25 protein-coding genes are annotated in these 18,197 nt (G+C 61.0%); 11 read left to right on the top strand and 14 right to left on the bottom strand.

From position 1 onward, the window contains the following. The first annotated feature begins 80 nt into the window (after window positions 1–80). From HNP60_RS09555 to HNP60_RS09505, 11 genes are all read left to right on the top strand, one after another. Window positions 81–323, top strand: coding sequence for a DUF7220 family protein (locus HNP60_RS09555; protein ID WP_184152954.1), 243 nt, complete (start codon window positions 81–83; stop codon window positions 321–323). Window positions 324–335: 12 nt separating this feature from the next. Next, window positions 336–629: a hypothetical protein gene (locus tag HNP60_RS09550; protein ID WP_184152951.1), complete on the top strand. Its 294-nt coding sequence runs from the start codon at window positions 336–338 to the stop codon at window positions 627–629. 22 nt (window positions 630–651) lie between these two features. Beyond that, window positions 652–1,044 carry a hypothetical protein gene (locus tag HNP60_RS09545; protein WP_184152948.1) on the top strand — a complete coding sequence of 131 codons (393 nt, stop codon included), beginning with the start codon at window positions 652–654 and terminating at the stop codon, window positions 1,042–1,044. A 12-nt stretch (window positions 1,045–1,056) separates the two neighbouring features. Continuing rightward, window positions 1,057–1,701, top strand: coding sequence for a hypothetical protein (locus HNP60_RS09540; RefSeq protein WP_184152945.1), 645 nt, complete (start codon window positions 1,057–1,059; stop codon window positions 1,699–1,701). Further along, a complete protein-coding gene (locus HNP60_RS09535) occupies window positions 1,694–1,894 on the top strand; it encodes a hypothetical protein (protein WP_184152942.1) in 201 nt (66 codons plus the stop codon). Before HNP60_RS09540 ends, HNP60_RS09535 begins: the two co-directional genes overlap by 8 nt. Window positions 1,895–1,903: 9 nt before the next feature. Further along, window positions 1,904–2,359 (top strand): hypothetical protein, encoded by a 456-nt coding sequence (locus HNP60_RS09530; protein ID WP_184152939.1) that lies wholly within the window; start codon window positions 1,904–1,906, stop codon window positions 2,357–2,359. Continuing rightward, window positions 2,356–3,135 carry a deoxynucleotide monophosphate kinase family protein gene (locus HNP60_RS09525; RefSeq protein WP_184152936.1) on the top strand — a complete coding sequence of 260 codons (780 nt, stop codon included), beginning with the start codon at window positions 2,356–2,358 and terminating at the stop codon, window positions 3,133–3,135. The genes HNP60_RS09530 and HNP60_RS09525 overlap by 4 nt, the downstream gene beginning before the upstream one ends. Before the next feature lie 7 nt (window positions 3,136–3,142). After that, the gene (locus HNP60_RS09520; RefSeq protein ID WP_184152933.1) at window positions 3,143–3,463 is read left to right on the top strand and encodes a hypothetical protein; all 321 of its coding nucleotides are present in this window, start codon (window positions 3,143–3,145) and stop codon (window positions 3,461–3,463) included. A 156-nt stretch (window positions 3,464–3,619) separates the two neighbouring features. Next, window positions 3,620–3,880 (top strand): DUF2312 domain-containing protein, encoded by a 261-nt coding sequence (locus HNP60_RS09515; protein WP_184152930.1) that lies wholly within the window; start codon window positions 3,620–3,622, stop codon window positions 3,878–3,880. Between the two features lie 228 nt (window positions 3,881–4,108). After that, window positions 4,109–4,411, top strand: a complete 303-nt coding sequence (locus HNP60_RS09510; protein ID WP_184152928.1) for a hypothetical protein — start codon at window positions 4,109–4,111, stop codon at window positions 4,409–4,411. Further along, window positions 4,408–5,610 carry a DNA methyltransferase gene (locus tag HNP60_RS09505; protein ID WP_184152925.1) on the top strand — a complete coding sequence of 401 codons (1,203 nt, stop codon included), beginning with the start codon at window positions 4,408–4,410 and terminating at the stop codon, window positions 5,608–5,610. The genes HNP60_RS09510 and HNP60_RS09505 overlap by 4 nt, the downstream gene beginning before the upstream one ends. A gap of 52 nt (window positions 5,611–5,662) precedes the next feature. Here HNP60_RS09505 and HNP60_RS09500 read toward each other — a convergent pair whose 3' ends face one another. The 14 genes from HNP60_RS09500 to HNP60_RS09435 all read right to left on the bottom strand — a co-directional run bounded on the left by HNP60_RS09500 (window position 5,663) and on the right by HNP60_RS09435 (window position 18,196). Continuing rightward, window positions 5,663–6,112, bottom strand: coding sequence for a hypothetical protein (locus HNP60_RS09500; RefSeq protein ID WP_184152922.1), 450 nt, complete (start codon window positions 6,110–6,112; stop codon window positions 5,663–5,665). A 468-nt stretch (window positions 6,113–6,580) separates the two neighbouring features. Next, window positions 6,581–7,813: a hypothetical protein gene (locus tag HNP60_RS09495; protein ID WP_184152918.1), complete on the bottom strand. Its 1,233-nt coding sequence runs from the start codon at window positions 7,811–7,813 to the stop codon at window positions 6,581–6,583. After that, a complete protein-coding gene (locus tag HNP60_RS09490; RefSeq protein WP_184152915.1) occupies window positions 7,810–8,121 on the bottom strand; it encodes a hypothetical protein in 312 nt (103 codons plus the stop codon). Before HNP60_RS09490 ends, HNP60_RS09495 begins: the two co-directional genes overlap by 4 nt. 99 nt (window positions 8,122–8,220) lie before the next feature. Beyond that, on the bottom strand, window positions 8,221–8,685 hold the full coding sequence (locus HNP60_RS09485; protein WP_184152910.1) for a hypothetical protein: 465 nt from the start codon (window positions 8,683–8,685) through the stop codon (window positions 8,221–8,223). Beyond that, complete coding sequence (locus tag HNP60_RS09480; protein ID WP_221414615.1) at window positions 8,685–9,185, bottom strand: lysozyme; 501 nt, start codon at window positions 9,183–9,185, stop codon at window positions 8,685–8,687. The genes HNP60_RS09485 and HNP60_RS09480 overlap by 1 nt, the downstream gene beginning before the upstream one ends. After that, window positions 9,178–9,447, bottom strand: a complete 270-nt coding sequence (locus HNP60_RS09475; protein ID WP_184152907.1) for a DUF7940 domain-containing protein — start codon at window positions 9,445–9,447, stop codon at window positions 9,178–9,180. Before HNP60_RS09475 ends, HNP60_RS09480 begins: the two co-directional genes overlap by 8 nt. Window positions 9,448–9,507: 60 nt before the next feature. Continuing rightward, window positions 9,508–11,925 carry a phage tail protein gene (locus tag HNP60_RS09470; RefSeq protein WP_184152904.1) on the bottom strand — a complete coding sequence of 806 codons (2,418 nt, stop codon included), beginning with the start codon at window positions 11,923–11,925 and terminating at the stop codon, window positions 9,508–9,510. Beyond that, window positions 11,922–12,116 (bottom strand): hypothetical protein, encoded by a 195-nt coding sequence (locus HNP60_RS09465; RefSeq protein ID WP_184152901.1) that lies wholly within the window; start codon window positions 12,114–12,116, stop codon window positions 11,922–11,924. The genes HNP60_RS09470 and HNP60_RS09465 overlap by 4 nt, the downstream gene beginning before the upstream one ends. Then, the gene (locus HNP60_RS09460; protein ID WP_184152898.1) at window positions 12,113–12,457 is read right to left on the bottom strand and encodes a hypothetical protein; all 345 of its coding nucleotides are present in this window, start codon (window positions 12,455–12,457) and stop codon (window positions 12,113–12,115) included. The genes HNP60_RS09465 and HNP60_RS09460 overlap by 4 nt, the downstream gene beginning before the upstream one ends. A 6-nt stretch (window positions 12,458–12,463) precedes the next feature. Further along, the gene (locus HNP60_RS09455) at window positions 12,464–13,387 is read right to left on the bottom strand and encodes a phage BR0599 family protein (protein ID WP_184214994.1); all 924 of its coding nucleotides are present in this window, start codon (window positions 13,385–13,387) and stop codon (window positions 12,464–12,466) included. Between the two features lie 67 nt (window positions 13,388–13,454). Further along, window positions 13,455–13,727 carry a hypothetical protein gene (locus HNP60_RS09450; RefSeq protein WP_184152892.1) on the bottom strand — a complete coding sequence of 91 codons (273 nt, stop codon included), beginning with the start codon at window positions 13,725–13,727 and terminating at the stop codon, window positions 13,455–13,457. 13 nt (window positions 13,728–13,740) lie between these two features. After that, entirely contained in the window at window positions 13,741–14,001 is a 261-nt protein-coding gene (locus tag HNP60_RS09445; RefSeq protein WP_184152889.1) for a hypothetical protein, read from the bottom strand. Next, window positions 13,998–14,594 (bottom strand): DUF4376 domain-containing protein, encoded by a 597-nt coding sequence (locus HNP60_RS09440; RefSeq protein WP_184152886.1) that lies wholly within the window; start codon window positions 14,592–14,594, stop codon window positions 13,998–14,000. Before HNP60_RS09440 ends, HNP60_RS09445 begins: the two co-directional genes overlap by 4 nt. After that, window positions 14,591–18,196 (bottom strand): hypothetical protein, encoded by a 3,606-nt coding sequence (locus HNP60_RS09435; protein WP_184152883.1) that lies wholly within the window; start codon window positions 18,194–18,196, stop codon window positions 14,591–14,593. The genes HNP60_RS09440 and HNP60_RS09435 overlap by 4 nt, the downstream gene beginning before the upstream one ends. Window position 18,197 lies beyond the last annotated feature (1 nt).

The raw sequence follows: 18,197 nt of genomic DNA, 5'->3' as shown, positions 1-18,197 counted from the left end.
TAGTGATAAGTCGAATCTGATAGTGACAACGCCGCTCAGGATTGATACTGTCACCATCATAGTGATTCGGAGCGGGGCAGATGAAGCAGTCGCGAGTGGACTCGGCGATCGAAGTGGCGGTGAATATCCTGATAGGCGCCGCCGTGTCGCTGGCCGCCCAGGCTGTGATCTTTCCGCTCTACGGGATCCACGTCGGTGTTGGCTCACACCTCGGCATCGTCGCGGCATTCACCGTGGTTTCGGTCGCGCGGCAGTACGTGATCCGCAGGATTTGCAACGGCCGTTCGCCGTACCGCTGGGCGCGCGAGCGTCTTGGAGTTTGAAGGGGCGATAAGATGGGCGGTTACGACATCACGATCGAGATCACGAGCGAACAGGGTGTCGGTGACTCGATCGCAGACCTGTTGCGCAGTCAAGGCTACGACGTGTGCCATATTCAGATGCGCGACGGCAAAGCTCTGGCGCGTCAGGATATCTCGAATAGGCCTCGCGCTCTCATCCGTGAGACGCACGCGCGACCGAGGCCGATATTTCTGCGTGACCAAGGTGTCAACATTATAGGGATTGAACAACATGGCGAAACGGAAACACAAGCGACAGACGCAGAGCGCTGTGGCGCTCCCGAATGAAGCGTGGCCAACACCATCGAACTTGCTCAAGATGTTCAGCGGCAGCTACGTCGGCGAATGTTCGCTGCCGGCCTATTCGGTAGTGACGGCAGTCGAAGAGCCCAGCCGCGCCAAGTCCGATGACGACATGAAGCCGGGGCGCTTCTACACCCTGGTGCCCAAGCGCGATGCATCGTTCGCCGGCCACTTCTTCGAGCTGCTGGCAGTGAACGACACGCACATCATGGTGCGATGCATGAACCCGGCGCGCCTCATCCCGGCCGAGCCGATCCTGCTGCTGCGTTCCGACTTCACGATGAGCGACGCGACCGACATCGCGCGCGCCGCCGCTCAGCATGGAAACCCGGTGCTGCTCAAACAGCCCGAGGAGCCGTCGATGCCCGGCGGGTGGCAGACCTTTCGCATGTTTCGCTGAGGAGGCTCGACCATGGATTACCCCACACCCGGCCAGCGCGAGATCGCCGGACTCGTCTACGAAGTCGATCGGCTGCGCGTTCGTGTCCAGGATCTGCTGGAAGCCAACAATCGCCTCGTCGAAGAGAACCGAACGCTGAAGGCGTCGAAGTCGACAGGACGCAGCTACGACGAATGGGTGAAGGAGCGGATGAAGCTGGCGGCATCACCGCCCATCAGCGTTACCGTGCCCTCCACGGCCGACATCGAGAAGCTCATATGGCAACTCAAATTGAAGACCAGAGGGTCCGCCGAGCAAGAAGGCAAAACCGCCAAGCCGGCTGAAGTTTCTGAGGACATGGGCGCCAAACCTTTCAAGCAGCAGTCCGATCTGACCGAACTGTCGAAACGGCTCGCCGAGCGGGTCGCAGCGTCCCTCAAATCGGAGGAGCCCGCGCCTATCAAATGGGGCGCGTCCATCTTCAACACGTCTCTGCGCGCACCAAACTACATCCACCCGTTCGTTCGATTCCGCTGGCGATGGGCCGGTCAGTCGAAGTGGCAGGAACCCACTATAGGCGACTTGGACGGTGGCTTCGCGACTTCCTTTTGGAGGTACGTAGCTGAATACCAGCTTCCCGCCGACCACCCGATCTACAGCAGCCACGTCGATGACTGACAGCGAAACGATCACGCTGCTCGGTGGCCCGGCGGACGGAAAGACCGTCCAGCACGACGGCGGCGACTTCATCGAGTTGGAGGCGCCGAGCCTTCGGACCATCGCGACCGATCCGATGATCCTCCGCAACCACGTCTACCGGCGAGCGATCTATCGCCGTGACATCTTCACCTGGCAGGGAGCTCGCTCATGAGCATCGTCCGTGCGCCCATACACCACGATACCTGAAGTGCTCTGGAAAGTGGACCCCCTTGTCGAAGAGGCGCGGCGCGTTCCGGCGTGGCGACACTTCCATCGAGCGTGCGGCAAGCGCGACCTGTTCTTCGACCATGTCGAGCGCAAGGGCAAAACGCGCGTCTATGGCGCGGTGGCCTTCACACTCGGCAAGGTGCGCGACCAGTGGTGGTCATATCACGTCGCCGATGGCGAAGCGCGAAGTCCGATCGAGGCCGTGCTCAACGCCTATGAGAGCGAAGCCGCTGCGAAATATCGCAACGAGGAAACGGAGTTATGGGCGCAGCGGCTTCGCGATGGCTGGACCCCCGACGCTCCTGCGCCGCCGCAACCTCCGCCGGCCGCGATCGACGAATTCGAAGAACTGCTCGGCGGCGCTCCTGCCGCCGATGACGAAGATGATTTCGAGGATCTGATCGGATGACTAGGGGACCACGCCTCGTTGCGCTCTGCGCCACCGCCATGGGCAGCGGGAAGACGACATTCGCCAATCGACTGGTCGAGCGGCACGGCTTCAAGCGCATCGCCTTTGCGACGCCGCTCAAGCAGATGACCGAGGGGCTGCTCGAATCGCTCGATATCTTACCCCTCGAAGAAATCCGGGATCGGGTCTACGGCGACCGCAAGGAAGAGCCGATCCCGGATTTGCATCGGCTCGGCGGCCGGCCGTTGGATATTGATCGCGCAGTCAACATGGCGATCGAAGGCCTGCTCGATGCGCTCGGCATGACCGCGGCCGAAGTGGTCGAACGCATGTACGGCGCCGGGCGCAGCGATATCGTCCCCGGAGTGCTGTTTGCGACGATCGAGATATCCAGGTTGTTCCGCGTTTTTCTGCACCGACACGTTTTCGGCCCGGCGCCGATAACATGCCGCCAGCTTCAGCAGCGGATCGGCACCGAGTTCGGACGGGAGATGATCCGCCAGTCGCTGTGGAGCGACATCACTATGGCAGCGGCGCAGAGGCTCCGCGACGAAGGTCACCATGTCGTCATCGACGATATGCGCTTCCCCAACGAACTGGCGGCGGTGATCTACCACGGCGGAGAGCCGTGGCGCATCGTGCGCCCTGGCGCTCAGGTCACGAGTGGCCATGCCTCGGAGGGGCAACTCGACGCCGTCCGGATGGACGAATTCTACAACACATCCAGATTGTCGGACCTGTTGGTCGCTGTCGACACCTGGGTGTCAACATTTTAGGGATAAAATGACACGAAACAACTCCGTTGCGCGCTGGCTGCGCGATATGAGCGCGGCGTCGCTGCGTCTTGCCGAGAGCGATCCGCGCGGTGCGTCTTATTATCGCGGCGTCGCTGTGCTCTACCAGAACAGGGCGAAGGACATCGAAGGCATGGAGCCGCTCGACGGCGACGCCATCGCGCGCTGGTTCGATGAGCGCGCCGCCCACCGCGATGCGGTCGCATCCGAAGACGCGGAGAATCCGGAGTCGTTCCATCGCATGGTGGCAATCCTCTACCGGGCGCGCGCGACGGACATCCGCGCCGGCATGGATCAGGCGCATGCATAGTCGTCGCAAGCCGGGGCACAACCGGAAGACGATCGAGTCTGGCGTTGCCGGCGATCCAATCGGAACGCGCGATCAGAAAATTTTCGAAAGGCAAGCGACCACCGGTTCAGCGCGCCTGCTCGCTGCACTGCAAGCATATGAACGGAGGAAACAAAGATGAGCACCATCGGACACAATAGCGACGCCGTCGCTGCGGATCAGTTGCGCCTTCTCATCGAGCGCGTCGAGCGCCTGGAAGAAGAGAAGAAGGGCATCGCCGACGACATCAAGGACGTCTATCTCGAAGCCAAGGCCACCGGCTACGACGTCAAGATCATGCGGCAGATCATCCGGCTGCGGAAGATACCGGCGGACGATCGCCAGAATGCGGAGGCTATCCTCGAAACCTACATGATCGCGCTGGGCATGATCGAATGAGCCAGCTTCGTCCTCCGGCATGCGTGACATGCGTTCACTATCGCCCGCAGCCTCACCCAGGCTCGCCGCTATGCGCACGAATCAAGCGATTTGATCTCGTCGAGGGGGATACCGTCGATCTGCGATATGCGCGCGAGCAGCGCAAATCACCCGGCCGCTTCTTCAACAAGGACCGATGCGGGCCGGAAGGTCTCTACTGGTCGCATCGTGTTTTGGGGAGGGCGGCCGATGAGCCTCGAAACCCTGCTGCGTGAATGCACCCTGGTTTACGGGCACATCCAGCTCTTTCGTGACAATGGCGGGTGGCAGGCAAGTGTCTGCCACTACCCGGCGGATACGACTGAGGCGATGCGGCAGACCGACAGCAAGGTGTTCGCTGATCCGGTCGAGGCGCTGCGCAAGGCGCTCCTGGAAGATGCGCGGAAGACCCGTGACATGGAGCGCCGCTACGCCTCTGCGCCCAGAGCCGCGGCGCAGACCGACATTGAAGAGGCGATCGCCTCCGCCGAATTCGAGGATCTGATCGGATGAGCAGCATCACCCTTTACGAAGGCGACAACCGCGAGTCTTTGCGTCGCCTGATCGACCAGGGTGTGCGCGTGCATTCTGTCGTCACGGATCCGCCATATGGTCTGGTCTCGACCGTCAAGCGGTTCGGGAAGGAGGGCAGCGCTGCCGCCAAGTCGAACGGGCCGACCGGCGTTTTCAAGCGCGCGTCCGGCGGCTTCATGAACCAGCAGTGGGACGCGTCCGGCATCGAGCGCGACCCCGAGTTCTGGAAGCTGATCTACGATATCCTGCTGCCAGGTGGCTACGTGCTGGCCTTCTCGTCTCCGCGCACCGGCCACTGGCAGGCCTGCGCCATGGAGATGGCGGGTTTCGTCATGCATCCGTTCTTTGGGTGGGTTTATGGAACAGGAATGCCAAAGGGGCACAAATTCCAACTCGGGGCAGCCGATGGATGGCAGTACGGAGCGCAGGCCACAAAGCCTGCGCTTGAGCCTATCTATTTTGCGCAGAGGGCGTTCAGCGAGAAAAACGGGACGTCGAATTGGTGCAAGCATGGAGTTGGCGGAATAAATATCGACGGTTGTCGAGTCGAAACGGTCGGTGGCGTCGGACGCATTCCAGCCAACTTGCTTCACGACGGCTCGGCCGATGTCGTCGCGATGTTTCCGGACTCCAAGGGACAACTCGCACGCAGCAGCAGCAGCGAGTCCCGCGAGAACCAGAACACCTACGGCGAGATGCGTCGCGGCGCGCCGGGCGCAGAGATGGAACCGCGAGGCGACAGCGGCAGCGCGGCCAGGTTCTTCAACGGCTTCCCGCTGAGCGAGGACGACATCGACATGATGATCGAACTCGGACTGGTCGAATCGATCGAATCAAATCCGATCTTCTACCACGCCAAGGCAGGCAAAGCCGATCGCGCCGGATCAAAGCATCCGACAGTGAAGCCGAAGCGTCTCATGCAGTGGTTGTGCCGCCTCGTAACGCCACCGGGCGGTACGATCCTGGACCCATTCGCTGGCAGTGGAACCACCGGCGCCGCTGCGCAGGAGGAAGGCTTCGACTGCATTCTGATGGAGGCTGATCTAACATATGTTACTGACATTCGAAAAAGATTCGGCATATCCTGCAGGGATATTTTCACCTCGTTCGATTACGAATTTGACGAGATCATCGGGGGAGAGGGGGCGTCGTCGGAGTTCGACGATATTCTGGTCTAGCTGAAAAAGCCTATTTCCTACAGGAACAAAAATAGAACAAACTCAGGCCATGTCATCGATTCGCCTTCTCGACCACGGCTTTCAGCACGGCCTTTCTGAAGGTCGGGTTGGAACGCATGTCGGGCTCGAGCTTGTCGATCATAGCCCTGGCCGAGAGCATCACGGTGCTAAGCCAGTTGAAATCGGCATCGGTAAGCGTGCATCCGAGCATCGCCAGCGTCTCTCTGAGCAATTCTATCGTAAGATCGGGGAGTTCCTGCTCCACCGCCTGCGCTCTGAGAAAATCGAGCACGGAAGGAATTCCTGCGGCGGAGGCGAGGCGGTGCAGGGTGGGTATCGACGTGACCGAGTTGAAGTCGTCCTTCATCGCGCGGCTTACGGTCGTCTTGTGCAGGCCGGCGGACGCGGACCATTCGCTCGCAGTTTTCCCGGATCTGGCCAGATAGGCCTTCATCCACTCGGCTATGACGGTTTGCGCCCCCTGCATCAGCCACGCATACATTCTGGATTCCCCCGTTGCGACGCAGATATTTCTACTTTTTTAGGAAGACATGTGCAACTATGGGGCACAAATAAAGACGCCGCGAGTCGGCGTCTTAAGAGAGGGGTCAACATCATGGCCGGTTAATGTGACAGCAAAAAGACGTCACCCGTTGCCGCGGGTGACGTCTTCGTAAACCATCTCCAACCAATGCACTTAGGACTGCATCATGGATCAAGTTAAGCTGGAAACACCCTACTTCGCAGAACGTTCCCGGGAGGGGTTGATAAATTATTGGCCCCCTTCGGACAAGAGTGGGCAGGATCTCATTTTCGAGGGAAAATCCCGCGCTGACGCACTTGTCATCGCCATGCGGGTGAGCGGACACCCGATCATGCTTCCGTTCGTGGCTGACGCGATAGCCAGGGTCGGGCAGATCGGACCGATGGAACGCGCATTCTTCCACAGACTCGGTGAACACGTTCTGCCTTAAACGGTGAACGCCCGCCGCTCCTTTGGGACATAGGGGGCGGCGGAACCAACGGCAGCATGGGCTGCTGCGATCCTGTCCCGCACTTCACCGATAGGAATGATGCGCCGGCCGATATCGCCGTAGGTGCGGCTGCGCTTGATGATCGTCAGGCACTGCCTGGATCGATACCCGCCGTCGTGAGCCCAGAGATCCTTGTTCGCCAACTGGTTGAAGGACTCGATCACGACGCCCGGGTGCTCCTTGAGCACCATGTTATGGTGGATGTGGCCAATATCGATGTAGCGATACTGGCACTCGCCCCAGTCGCGCGCGAAGTCGGTCGCCATGACATGAGCGAGCTGCGCAGGGCGACACTTATCGGAGTGATGGCACATCACGAACGTGTTGCCCATGCGATAGGCAATGAATTTGTTGTCGTTGTCGAGCACGTTGACGCGCCCGCTCGCACCGTAGGCGACGCGGACAAGCTCGGCCATCCAGATGTCGTTCGTGCGACTGTGGTTGCCCTGGTTGATGATGACGTCGAGCGTGTTGACCTTCTCGAGCAGCTTGTCGATGATGAAGCGCATCACGCGGCTGTAGACGCGGATCATCTTCGGAAACCGGGTATCATAGTCCAGCGCGTGGCCGCTGGCCTCCGTCGTCCCGGAGAAATTCTCGTAGTGCGTCATGTCTCCCATGTCCTGGAGGACAGCGCGGTCATGGTGGACCATATCGTCAACGGCGATCGAAATCGCGGCGCAGAGTTCGCGCTCGGCGATCTTCAGATCGAAATTGGCGCCGGTCTCTGCCTCGTGGGCGAGCATGCCGAGGTGGCCGTCTCCGATGTTGATCCACGGGATGACATCATTATCCCGGCCGGCAACCGGCGGCGCAGGGACAATCGGGCCGACGGTGTCGCCGATGAAGGTCTTGACGCCTTCCTTGAACTGCTCGAATAGTTCGAGATCGGGATGCTGGCGCTCCCACTGCTGAACGACGCCTTTTGGCGTGCGATGGACCGTCACCTTGCCCATCAGGTAGCCGGGCGCTGTGCCGCCTTCCCAGTGACCAGGCGCATAGCCTTTGCGCGCAGCGTTCGCCTTGAGACGCCGCATTGATTTTCTGATCAGTCCGTCGCTCAGTTCAAGAGCGCGCTCGGCCGCGCCAGCGCTGCCGTGCTTGTTGATGGCGTCGATGAACTCGATCTGCCGCGGAGTCGCGAACTCGCGAAGGGCTTCATCTATCAACGACGGTTCTCCGCTGCCCTCACCATGCGTTCGTCGCTGAGCTGCTGTTGCAGCGCTCGGATCGCGCTTTCCCGCTCATCGTGCAGCTTGTCGTTGGTGGCGATCTGCTGCACGACCAGGTAGGCCAGCATGCTCAGGATGATTCCGAACGCACCGGCGCCGGCCTTCCATAGGACAGCCTTGATGTCCTTGATGGCGCTGTGAATGCCGGCGTAGCGCTCTGCGCATATCGCCTCGTGGCTCTTCACGGCCTGGTCGACGCTGTGGGCGAGATTGAGGGCCTGATACGCCACCGAGTCCTCGCTCACTGACCGGCGTTCCAGTCAACGGCCGCCTGTCGTGCACCGACATAGGCGTTGACCACAGCGGCGTGTCGCCTCTGGCATATCGCGTAGATCAGCACGGCGTCAAAGTCCGCCTGCGTCAGTTCGCCGATGCTCTTCCCGGCCAGTTCCGTCAGGGGCGGGCAGGGCGCAGCGAATTCCGCCGGCAGCGGTGGGGGCACAGGCGCCAGTCTCCCGGCGGGCGGCGTTGAGGGCTTCCCGCAGCTCGTCAGTAATGCCGAGAGCAGGATCAGAGAGGCGCGCATCTCGGCCGATCTCCTTCGTGATAATGGACTGATGGGTGGTTCGAACGGTTTCGATGGAGCGACGCTGCGCCGCATATTCTTCGTCGCGCTTCGCCATGGAGGCGCCGAGGTTCTGTTCGACGTCGCGCGCGGCGCGCGTCAGCATGAGCGCTGTGACCTGGCGCTCGAATTCGCGATCCCGTGTCGCGCGTTCATAGCCGCGATGGTCGATCCATAGATACGCGCCGATGACGGCAACAGCGACCAGTCCGTGGGGCAGGAAGCGCAGGAGGATGGGGCTCATTACAGACCCGTAAGGCAGAGCTTGCGCTCAGCTTGGCGGCGATTGACCAGACCCTGGACGACGCGGCCGCCGGCCTTGTTCCACATCAGGAACGCGTCGCAGCCCCCCTTCCAGTCGCCGGCATTGAAACGCCGCGCCACCGTCGAGCGAGCGAAGGCCGCGTTGCCGATGTTGTAGGAGAGACTGATGGACGCCGCGTATGCGTGCGGATGTTCGACGATCTTCGGGACGGCCTTGCGCACGGCGGGCGCGAATTCGTTGTCGAGGGTGCTCTTGAGCATCGTCTCGCATTCGGCCTTGGTGTATGTGCGCATCTTGACGCGCGTCTCGCCGGTGCAAACCGTCCAGATGCCGACCACGTCGCGGTAGGGAGTCGTCTTCGTCCCCTCCCACTTCTCGATGGTCGGCACCGCGAGCGCCATCGCCAATGCGATCAAGGCTCCGGAGGTGGTCGTGGCCTTGACGACCTTTGCGCCTTTGGGGCTCAGCGGCTCACCCATCGTTGCGATCCTTCCGCTTGTGAAGGCGACCGGCGATCGTGCCGGCGAAGATGACGGCAGCCACAACGTAGCCGAAGTTGTCCGGAAGACGGTCCCGCAGCGGAGGCGGCAGCGCATTCCACATCTCCGAGACGAGGCCCGGGAACGCCGCCAGAACGCTGAAGATGGTCAGGCCTGCGGCTGAAATACGGATGGACGCCCAGCGGTATGCTGTCTCCCATCCATCGGCCATCCGATCCCGGATGCGATCGATAAAGCTCATGGTTGCAGTTCTCCGCTTTCACGGAGGAAATATCACTATAATAGTGATAATGCAAACATGCTAGTTCCAGCCGCCCGGTCCTCCGCCGAGATCTGGCAGCGGCGGATCCTCGATGCCATCGATCGGGTCAGGCGTCGGGTCTTCGGGATCATCCGGCGGAGGCGGCGGCGCAGGTCCATCGTCTGATGCCGGCGGCGGCGCAGGATCGGCTACCTGCGGGATGTTCTCGACCCACAGACCGTAGGACTGAATCGATGCCAGCCCTTTGCGCTGAGACGACACGCGAACGAATATCTTCGTTTCGCTCTGCACCCACGCGATCGGGATGGTGAACTGCGTCTCGGTCCAGAGCCCTTTGCGGTAATACATCAGATCGCCGTTCTGGCGGAAAACGGTGATGATCGTCTGCTGGAGATACTCAGGCGTCACGTTGCCTTCATTCCAGCGCACGACCTGGCCGTCTTCATATAGCCGATTGCGGTTCGACCACGACACGACCAGCTCGGTGGCGCCGGTGGCGTCGACCTTGCCGAAACCAACGCCGTTGATCTTTACGTTTGCCGGCCGCAGAGGCGCATGCGGCCGCGCCGACATCATGCCGTAAACCTCATCGGCGTCATCGAACGGGAGAGTGCCCAGCGATGTCCTGGTCAGCAGCTTGAAGCTCACCGTTTCGCCGACGGCCTTGAAGTCCTTCGTGTCGGCAATGTTCGCATCGATCGGGATGAACCATACAGGGGTTCCGACTTCCCACGACCGCGGCACCGTGTCGAGGATCCCGCGCTCAAGCACCCACGCGTTGGCCTCTTCGTCATAGGCGCTGATGAGCGCGAACTCCATCGCATGGTCGCCGCCGCTGCCGATCGCAACGAAGGCACCGACGTGTGGGTTGCGCAGGGAGCGTGTGAGCGGAATACCGGTGATGAGGCTCTGTGCCTCCTGATAGAGCGGCGTGAGAATCTGCGCTCGGCCGAGCATGGTCTTTTCGCCCTGGTTCGCCCACTGCGACGCGCCGGTCACATCGACGGCTTCCGACAGCAGATCGAAACCGATCACGTCCATGCCGTCCTTCGCCGCCAGAACGCCGCCGATCACTTCGGGATACTGCATGTTCGCGGCTAGCCTGTTGGCGAAGAAGGCCGGGATTGTGATGACCTGCGAGTGGTCGACCGGGGAGGGCGGAACCTGCACATTCTCCCATGCTGAGCGCGGCGGCGTCGTCGGCTCGGGGAGATCGAGCGCGAAGATATCCTCGATCAAGGAAATCTTGATGCGCGAATCCAGTGGCTTGCCATAATCGATCCGGCCGATCCGGCAGATCATGTCGTAGATCTTACGTTCCGGGAAATCGACCCGCGCGAGACCGCCAGGGACGAGTTTGCTCCCCCTGCGGTCCACCTCGATTTCCAGCGAGGCGAGCGGTGCGGAAACCGTGCGAAGATCGCGATCGAGGATGCGCTGCGCGAGAGCTGCCGATCGGATCATGTAATAATCGCGGTTCGTTGAAACCGGAGAACCCTGTATCTCGACATTGGCGAGATCCTGGGCGCTGATCGTTTCGGTCTGCTCGTTCTCCGGGTTCGTCCATGAGAGGACCACCTCGTTCGCCGTCTGCCCGTACAGCTTGCGCTCGTACTTGACGAGCTTTGCATTGCCGGCGTTGATCTGCGGCAGGTCGTTCAGATCGTAGTCGCCACGCAGCAGCTTTATCGACAGGAGACCTGACGTCGGGTTGACGAATATCGTCGCCTGGATGTGGTCGAGTACCTCTCCGACGAACGTCTCGATCGGCTCCTGTTGATTCCATTTCAGCGATAGTCCGAACTCTTCAATGTAGAGCGCTTCGGCCACATCGAGGAAGGCCGGCTTATCGATAAACCATTCCGCGCCACCCATGCCCCATGATTGACTGATCAGAGCCGCATAGATGAAATGCGCCGGATTATGCTGGCCGCTGCCGATAACCGAGTAGGTGCTACCGAGGGCACCATGAATCGATTCACCTTCGATCTTTACGCCTTCGAGGAAGGGGTTGTTGGCCGTCCAGTAGAAGCCGGCCTCGCTCTGGATCGTCGAGATGTCGTTGTAGATGATATCCCCTTGCCCGTAAGGCAGGTTCGGATTGAATATCTGCAGCGCTCCGCCGGTGAAGAACACAGAGGCGACGCCGCGGAACGCCGGGCAGGTCTCTGGCGTCAGGCCGAGACGGCGAGCAAGCGCGTCCGGCGCCACCTGGTCGGGCGTTCCGGGCATGAAGTAGATGCGCCCGGAGACGCCGCCCTCCTGCGTTCTGCCGCCCATGAGATTTGGCAGATGGACGTCGACATAGCTCGGCGATGAGACCGATCCGGACCAGATCACCTTGTCCTTGTAGGTGATCTTCTTGAAGATGAACGGCGCCTGGCAGATGCCATAGTGGATGGACAGGTAATACTCGTTTACCCTCTGTTTCCCAGAGCCTTTGCCGCCAGCGCTCACGCCTCGCTCTCCCGGGAAATCTTGTTCTGGATGACCCTGCTCGCCATGGCGTCGCCGGTCGCTTCGAGCTCTGCGGCATCAATGCCGTCGCGCAGGAAACGATTGAAGTCGATGCCGTTCTGGTTCGCCCAGTCGCGCGCGCCGCGAACGCAAAAGCCCGTCCGCCGAACATCTTCGATGCGAATGATCATGACACGGTCACGTCGTAACTCTTGATCGACTTGTCGCCGGTCCACAGCACGTTGAGCTCGCTGCAAGTTATGGTTCCGGCGACAACGGCGATCGGCTTGCCGGCCTCTGCGACGGGGCTGTCCATCTCCTTGGCGGCCGCAGGTCTGGCCTGCTTCGGCTTCGGCATGATGACGTAGCTTGCAGCGGACACAGCCACGGAGATCAGCAGCATGCCGAACCACCCGAGCTGGGTGATGCTGTTCGACGCGGTGCGGAGGATGCGCCAGCGAGACGAGCGGCACAGCCTGGATGTGATCCACAGCGCCACGGCGGACGAGAAGATAAGGTTGAGCAGGATCATGTGCGCCTACCGATAGATGTTGCGGAGCCCGATCGGGCTCTTGAGCGGAATCCATGGTTGTCCGCCGAAGTTCTGGATGTTGTTGTGGACCGGGCCGCAATGGCCACCATCGTTGAGCGACGAGATGCCGGTCTTGTGATTGCAGCCGAAGACCAGCTTCACATGCGCGCCGGCCGCCATGCCGGGGACCGGTGCACCGATACGGATCGACGTGGCGTCAATCACATGAATGATCGAGCGGAGCGCCTTGCGGCCGGCGTCGTCGATATATTCAAGAACGCCGCCGACATAGTATAGTCGCTTTGGCGTGGCGAAATCGGCGTAGCGCGGCAGCGCTCCGTAAGCCGCCTCACTGGCCGCGAGATCGATCGTCACGGAGGTTCCGCTTACCGCTCCAATGACGAATGGCGTGGTGGCCGCCGCGCGGTTCGCATTGCACATGCCCGGTCCCTGCGAGTAGAGCGCGTGCGCGCATCCATACTGCCAGCGGCGACGCAGAGCGTTGCGGCCCATCATCGTCGCGACAGCTTCGCAGGAGAGCTCTACCTCGTAATTCGTGTCGTTGAACGAGACGACGCGCCCGCTCCATTCGATGACGAACTGCTCGTCAGGATCGTTCGCATGGCCGCGCCAGATGATGATGTTGACCACTGACGATGGCGAGCGGTCGCGGAACAGCTCGTAGACCAGGAGACTCTCCGGAAAGACGACTGTCAGGCGCTGGTTGTCCAGCGTTCCGGAACTGCTGATTTCGCCTCTGGCGATGGGGGCCGGAACGAACTCGACCATATCGTCACCGACGGCCATCTCGATCGCAGTCTCGCCGTTCGTGTACGCGTAGATGTGCTCCGGATCAGGTCCATACCTGAACAGGAATAGCTGGATCGGTTCGCCCAGGTCTCTGCTGTTCTCGTGCGTGCCGAAAGCCATGGTGTCACCATAATAGTGATAGTGGAGGCGCAAAGCTACAGGTCATGGAACTTTGCGCCTCTCGAACTCAGGCGGACGGGGGAACGGGGAGGCTGGGTACTGGCGCCACCATGTCACGCGCGCAGTTTTCGAGCGAGCCCAGGCACGAAATGATGCTGATGCATAACTGTTCGAACGGGCTGTTCTCGACGGTCGATCCTTCGAAGCTGCGGATCTTGTCGATGAGGTCGGATGCTTCACTCGTTTCGAGGAAATCGAGCCACTCCTGGGCGCAGCGCTTTTCGGCTTCGCGCAGATTTGCCTTGGCTTCTTCGAAGGCTTGTCGTGCATCAATCGTCATAGTCTGGTTCCTTTCAGTCAGCGAAGCCGGCGTAGGCTTCGGCGGTTTGTCGGCAGTGCCCTTTACCGAGGACACGATCGATGACCCTCTCGAGGCGCAGAGCCCAGCGATGGCCATTGATGGCGGCGCGGCCGGTGTAGGCCGAAATGAGTTGGCGACCGTTCGGCCGTGAGGCCAGCCCCAGGAGATAGAGCGGCGCGAGCCAGACAAAGCAGGCGATAATGTCCAGCACGATGAGCGCTGCGATCATTACATGGCCGATGCGACGGATCATGCCGGCCACCCGCTGCTGATATCGATGGCTTCGAGCGCCGCCATGTCCGGCGCTTCGTCGATGAGGCTTTTGATATCGCGAGCGTTCCGGTGGCATGCGTCGACAAAAGCAAACACGGCCATGCCCATTGCGATGGTCTGCTGTGCGTCCAGGGTGACGTCCTGATCGTCGGCCATCGTCCATGTGACGCTGAACGGCTGTCCGAACTGGAGCGCGATCATAGCTCCGCTCACGGCACCATGGAGTTTACGGCGGCTCTCTCGCGGCGAGGAGTCGTCCATGTCGACCAGGCCGAAGTCCGTCGAGCAGACGCCGTTTATCTTCGCGTCCCGGATAGCGTTGAGCGCGGCGCGCTTGCTCAGCTTGGCCGCGCTCAACGCCTCCACCGGATCGGCTACGATCGGAACGAACACGATATCGTCGCCGTCCTTCTCCGTGCGGAAGTCTGCCGGATCGCCGAGCGCGGTGTCGAACTCGAATAGAACGCATCCGTCGGGTGTTGGGTAATGCGGGACGAAATCCATGGACGGAACCTCGACACGACTGCGCGATTCTCCGGTCTCTTCGTCGACGATGAACAGGTGAACGGTCATTTCATCGCAAACCTTCGATATGAGATGTAGGAGCCGTTGAAGGTGGCAGTCCCGCCAGCGCATACAGCACGCAGCACATAGTGAATCAGTCCGGCCGGATGGGTGCCGTCCTCAACAGTGAACGTTCGCGTGGTGGGTGCAGAGACGCTCAGGAAGCCGGTGCTGTCCCCGATGTAGCCGCCGAGCGTCGAGCTCAGAACGCCATTGACGTAGCGGTCGACGTAGACGCCGCCGATGAAACTTGAAGCCGCAGTGATCTGCGCGCGAATTCTGAGATAAATGAAGTCATCGGCGCCGCACGCGATGCCGGATGTCGCGAGCAGCGGTAGGCTGGAACTGCTCGTATCGTTCATATTGACCGGGCTCACCTGCGTCGCACTGGTGGCGGTGTTGATCGAACCGGGGACGATGGCTGCCAGGTCGACACCCGCGTTGGTCATGAACTTGCTGGCCACCAGTGAGCCATCGACCATAACATCGCCGGTGAACTCGGCCTTGGCAGCAGTGAACTTGATTTTCGATACCGGCACGCCGCCGCCCTCAGCCATAGCCTCGATCGCAGTCACAACGCCGCCGGCGTCCAGCTTGAAAGCCCAGTAGCCGGCAACACGCCCGGAGACTTCGGCTATGGCACCGCTGTTCTGCGACACCGTGACGCCCAGGGGTTCGAGGACGGTGAGCTTGGCGATCTCCTCCTGAGTGGCTGAACGCACGCTGGCTCTGATGAACTGGATCGTCTTGGCGACGCGCGTGTCCAGTCCGTCCCAATTTGCCATCGGGTAGAATGCGCCGGCCGAGGCGGCCGTATCGGTCAGACGAACGAGCTTGGCGAAACGATAAGTCTTTCCGACTGTGCCATTTCCAACCGGCGAGCCACTGCTGTCAGGATCGCTATAGAAGTTGAGAGCGCGCCCTTCCAGTGCTCCGTAACTGGAATTAGTGCTCGAAAACCACAGACCTGCGCCGCGAAGCGAACCGCTCTCCAGTTTGACTTCGGCCTCGAGCACATAATAGCCGGATGAAATGTTACCTTGGTCGAATGGCGGGCTCTCGTACCAAGCCTGCCTGAAATAAGCATTCGCATTGGCTGCGGCCACGATGCGCAGGGCGTAACCACCGCGCGGCGCAGCTACCCGACTGTAACTTGATCCCCCCGCCACCTCTTCAGCGACGTAGCTATCCGGCGGACCAGATGCATTGGACCATGCCGAAAATACCGGGTTGCGATTGATAGAATTAAGACCAACTGACGCCGCAAGCACCTGACTGTTGAATGCAGCCGCAGCCGACTGTTCCGCCAGCACACGCGCGTCGTTCGATTGCCCGGCATATGTCGACGATTGACCAGCGGAATTGCTCGCCGCTATGGCGCTACCGCTCGCCGCCGTGGCATAACCGCCGGCCTGGTTACGGAACGTCTCAGCCTGCGAAGACCAGCTCTGGGCGGTGCTCGCATGACTCTGGGCAGTGCCGCTCGCCGTCGACGCTGCGGTGGCGCTCCCGCTCGCTGCGGTCGCAAAGTCGCTGGCCTCATTCCGCCGCGTCGTTGCGGTTGACGCGCTGCTGGCGGCGGCAGTGGCGTAGTCTCCGGCTGCCGTACTCTCGGTTACATCCGTGATGCGAATCTCGGCGACCTGGTAGATGTCGTTGATACCGAAGAGACGCAGTTTCGGACGAACGTAGACCGACGGCGTCGCATCGGCCAACCAGGTGGCAATGATGGGCGGAGTCAGGGTTACCGATACTTCCGCCCATTGGTTGGCGGTGAGTACCGAGCTCGTGCTGTTGACTGTTCGGCTGTTATAGCCATAGGAGGATGTCTGCCCTATGCCGTAGATCGTAGCCACTGGGGCATCGACACTTGTCAGCGAGCGCACCCTGGCAGAAATTCTATAGGTTCTTCCGGCGCTTAGTCTGACGACCCCAATCGCAGTCACGTCAACGTAGGTCCACGGCTGCGTCGATACCTGAATGACACGGCCGACGCCAGTTACATCGAGGAATGAATATGTGCTGTTCGCAGTGATCGGACTCTGGCTTGCGGGTGAGCCTGTAATCACAGTGCCGCACCAGAAGTTTCCATCCTGCTGAAAATCACTGGGCAGCATGCTCGCTGCCGTCAGACGCGCGGAAACTTCCGACTGCGACGCCGACTGAGAATATTGCTCTGCGCTGTTCCGGAACGCCTCGGACTGGCTCGCCCAGCTCTGGGAAGTGTTCGCATGCCCCTGAGCGTTGCTGCTATAGGTCGACGCCGCAGTCGCACTGCCACTGGCGGCCGCAGCAAAGTCGCTGGCCTCATTCCGACGCGTCGTGGCGGTTGACGCGCTGCTGGCGGCGGCAGAGGCGTAACTTCCTGCTGCAGCGCTCTCGGTAATGTCTTCGAACAACAGCGACGCGGCTTCGTATGTTGAAGTCGTCCCACCGAAACGCACATGCGCACGCAGGTATACCGGCGGAGTGGCGAGAGCCAGCCATGAGTTGACTATTGCTGCGGAGAGCGTGAAGGTGATTTCAGTCCATGCATCCTGCGTCAGATTGGTAACGCTGCTGCCGGCGGATGCGGTGCCATGATAGTTGTAGTTTGCAAGAAGTCCTGTCAGGATAACTTGCGCTGTCCGCGTTCCGCTCGCGCTCCTGGTGCGCACGAGCGCCGTCACCCTATATGTACGATTCGCTATCAGTTTCCGCACACCGATTGTCGAGACATCGATATTCCCAGCGGCCGTATTGATCTGAAGCACTCGCCCGATACCAGTTACGGTGGCGAACGAGAAGGTTGCGTTTGGGGTGATCGGACTTCTGGTTGCAGGGTCGCCGTTATAGGCATTTACGCCACCGAAAAAGAACTTCCCATCGCGCTGAAAATCGCTTGGGAAAATTCCGGTTGAGACGTTGAGTGACGCTGTTACCTCGGATGCCGCTGCGGCCGTAGCGGATTGCTCGGCCGCGCTAGCGTAAGTGCCAGAAGTGTTTGCCGATTCTACGGCGGCCGCCGCCTGAACGCCGGCCTGGTCCGATGCCGCCTGCGCTGCGATGACATGCGCTTCGGCGGCGGAGGCGGAATTCTCAGCCTCAGTCGCACTGGTGTTCGCGAGCGCCGCCCATCCAGCGGATGCCGTAGCGGACCCATCGGCGTTGCTGGCATATTCCTGCGCTTCGTCGCGCGCCAGTTGCGCCGCATCGCGAGCGGCCTCTGCCGCCAGCCTTGATGCCTGCGAGCCGCTCGACGCCGCCGCTGCGACCGAGGCTGCAATATCGGCGGCTTCCCGCGCGACCGTGGCGTACTGGGCCATCTGCGTCGCAATGCCACGCTGCTCCACGGCCGCCAGTCTGGCATTATCCGCAGCGGTCGCAGCGGCCTCCGCGCTGACCGTCTGGTCATATGCTGCGAACAGTTCCTCGACGCGCTCGGATATGTCGGTGATCTGCGTCTCGAGATCGTCGGTCGACGGCACGCCACCCGGCAGAATGAAATTGCCAAGCTGGGAGAGCTTTGCGCGCCAACTGGATCCGCCGGCTTCGATCTCGATGTCAACATCGCCGACAATATTGCCAGGCTCGATCAGCGGCAGTTGGCCGATTGTTTTGCGAAGCGCCATG

Origin of the sequence: Sphingobium lignivorans, from assembly GCF_014203955.1 — a bacterium.
GTDB lineage: Bacteria > Pseudomonadota > Alphaproteobacteria > Sphingomonadales > Sphingomonadaceae > Sphingobium > Sphingobium lignivorans.
The sequence above is the reverse complement of the archived record's forward strand: the minus strand, read 5'-3'. Positions and strand labels throughout refer to the sequence as shown.

What these genes read in the sequence shown, in the direction of transcription:
- HNP60_RS09440 (WP_184152886.1), bottom strand. Translation starts at nt 14,594, where the DNA reads ATGACCGTTCACCTGTTCATCGTCGACGAAGAGACCGGAGAATCGCGC.
- HNP60_RS09450 (WP_184152892.1), bottom strand. Translation starts at nt 13,727, where the DNA reads ATGACGATTGATGCACGACAAGCCTTCGAAGAAGCCAAGGCAAATCTG.
- HNP60_RS09540 (WP_184152945.1), top strand. Translation starts at nt 1,057, where the DNA reads ATGGATTACCCCACACCCGGCCAGCGCGAGATCGCCGGACTCGTCTAC.
- HNP60_RS09435 (WP_184152883.1), bottom strand. Translation starts at nt 18,196, where the DNA reads ATGGCGCTTCGCAAAACAATCGGCCAACTGCCGCTGATCGAGCCTGGC.
- HNP60_RS09445 (WP_184152889.1), bottom strand. Translation starts at nt 14,001, where the DNA reads ATGATCCGTCGCATCGGCCATGTAATGATCGCAGCGCTCATCGTGCTG.
- HNP60_RS09460 (WP_184152898.1), bottom strand. Translation starts at nt 12,457, where the DNA reads ATGATCCTGCTCAACCTTATCTTCTCGTCCGCCGTGGCGCTGTGGATC.
- HNP60_RS09475 (WP_184152907.1), bottom strand. Translation starts at nt 9,447, where the DNA reads ATGAGCTTTATCGATCGCATCCGGGATCGGATGGCCGATGGATGGGAG.
- HNP60_RS09510 (WP_184152928.1), top strand. Translation starts at nt 4,109, where the DNA reads ATGAGCCTCGAAACCCTGCTGCGTGAATGCACCCTGGTTTACGGGCAC.
- HNP60_RS09500 (WP_184152922.1), bottom strand. Translation starts at nt 6,112, where the DNA reads ATGTATGCGTGGCTGATGCAGGGGGCGCAAACCGTCATAGCCGAGTGG.
- HNP60_RS09520 (WP_184152933.1), top strand. Translation starts at nt 3,143, where the DNA reads ATGACACGAAACAACTCCGTTGCGCGCTGGCTGCGCGATATGAGCGCG.
- HNP60_RS09485 (WP_184152910.1), bottom strand. Translation starts at nt 8,685, where the DNA reads ATGAGCCCCATCCTCCTGCGCTTCCTGCCCCACGGACTGGTCGCTGTT.
- HNP60_RS09505 (WP_184152925.1), top strand. Translation starts at nt 4,408, where the DNA reads ATGAGCAGCATCACCCTTTACGAAGGCGACAACCGCGAGTCTTTGCGT.
- HNP60_RS09555 (WP_184152954.1), top strand. Translation starts at nt 81, where the DNA reads ATGAAGCAGTCGCGAGTGGACTCGGCGATCGAAGTGGCGGTGAATATC.
- HNP60_RS09465 (WP_184152901.1), bottom strand. Translation starts at nt 12,116, where the DNA reads ATGATCATTCGCATCGAAGATGTTCGGCGGACGGGCTTTTGCGTTCGC.
- HNP60_RS09515 (WP_184152930.1), top strand. Translation starts at nt 3,620, where the DNA reads ATGAGCACCATCGGACACAATAGCGACGCCGTCGCTGCGGATCAGTTG.
- HNP60_RS09480 (WP_221414615.1), bottom strand. Translation starts at nt 9,185, where the DNA reads ATGGGTGAGCCGCTGAGCCCCAAAGGCGCAAAGGTCGTCAAGGCCACG.
- HNP60_RS09455 (WP_184214994.1), bottom strand. Translation starts at nt 13,387, where the DNA reads ATGGCTTTCGGCACGCACGAGAACAGCAGAGACCTGGGCGAACCGATC.
- HNP60_RS09525 (WP_184152936.1), top strand. Translation starts at nt 2,356, where the DNA reads ATGACTAGGGGACCACGCCTCGTTGCGCTCTGCGCCACCGCCATGGGC.
- HNP60_RS09535 (WP_184152942.1), top strand. Translation starts at nt 1,694, where the DNA reads ATGACTGACAGCGAAACGATCACGCTGCTCGGTGGCCCGGCGGACGGA.
- HNP60_RS09550 (WP_184152951.1), top strand. Translation starts at nt 336, where the DNA reads ATGGGCGGTTACGACATCACGATCGAGATCACGAGCGAACAGGGTGTC.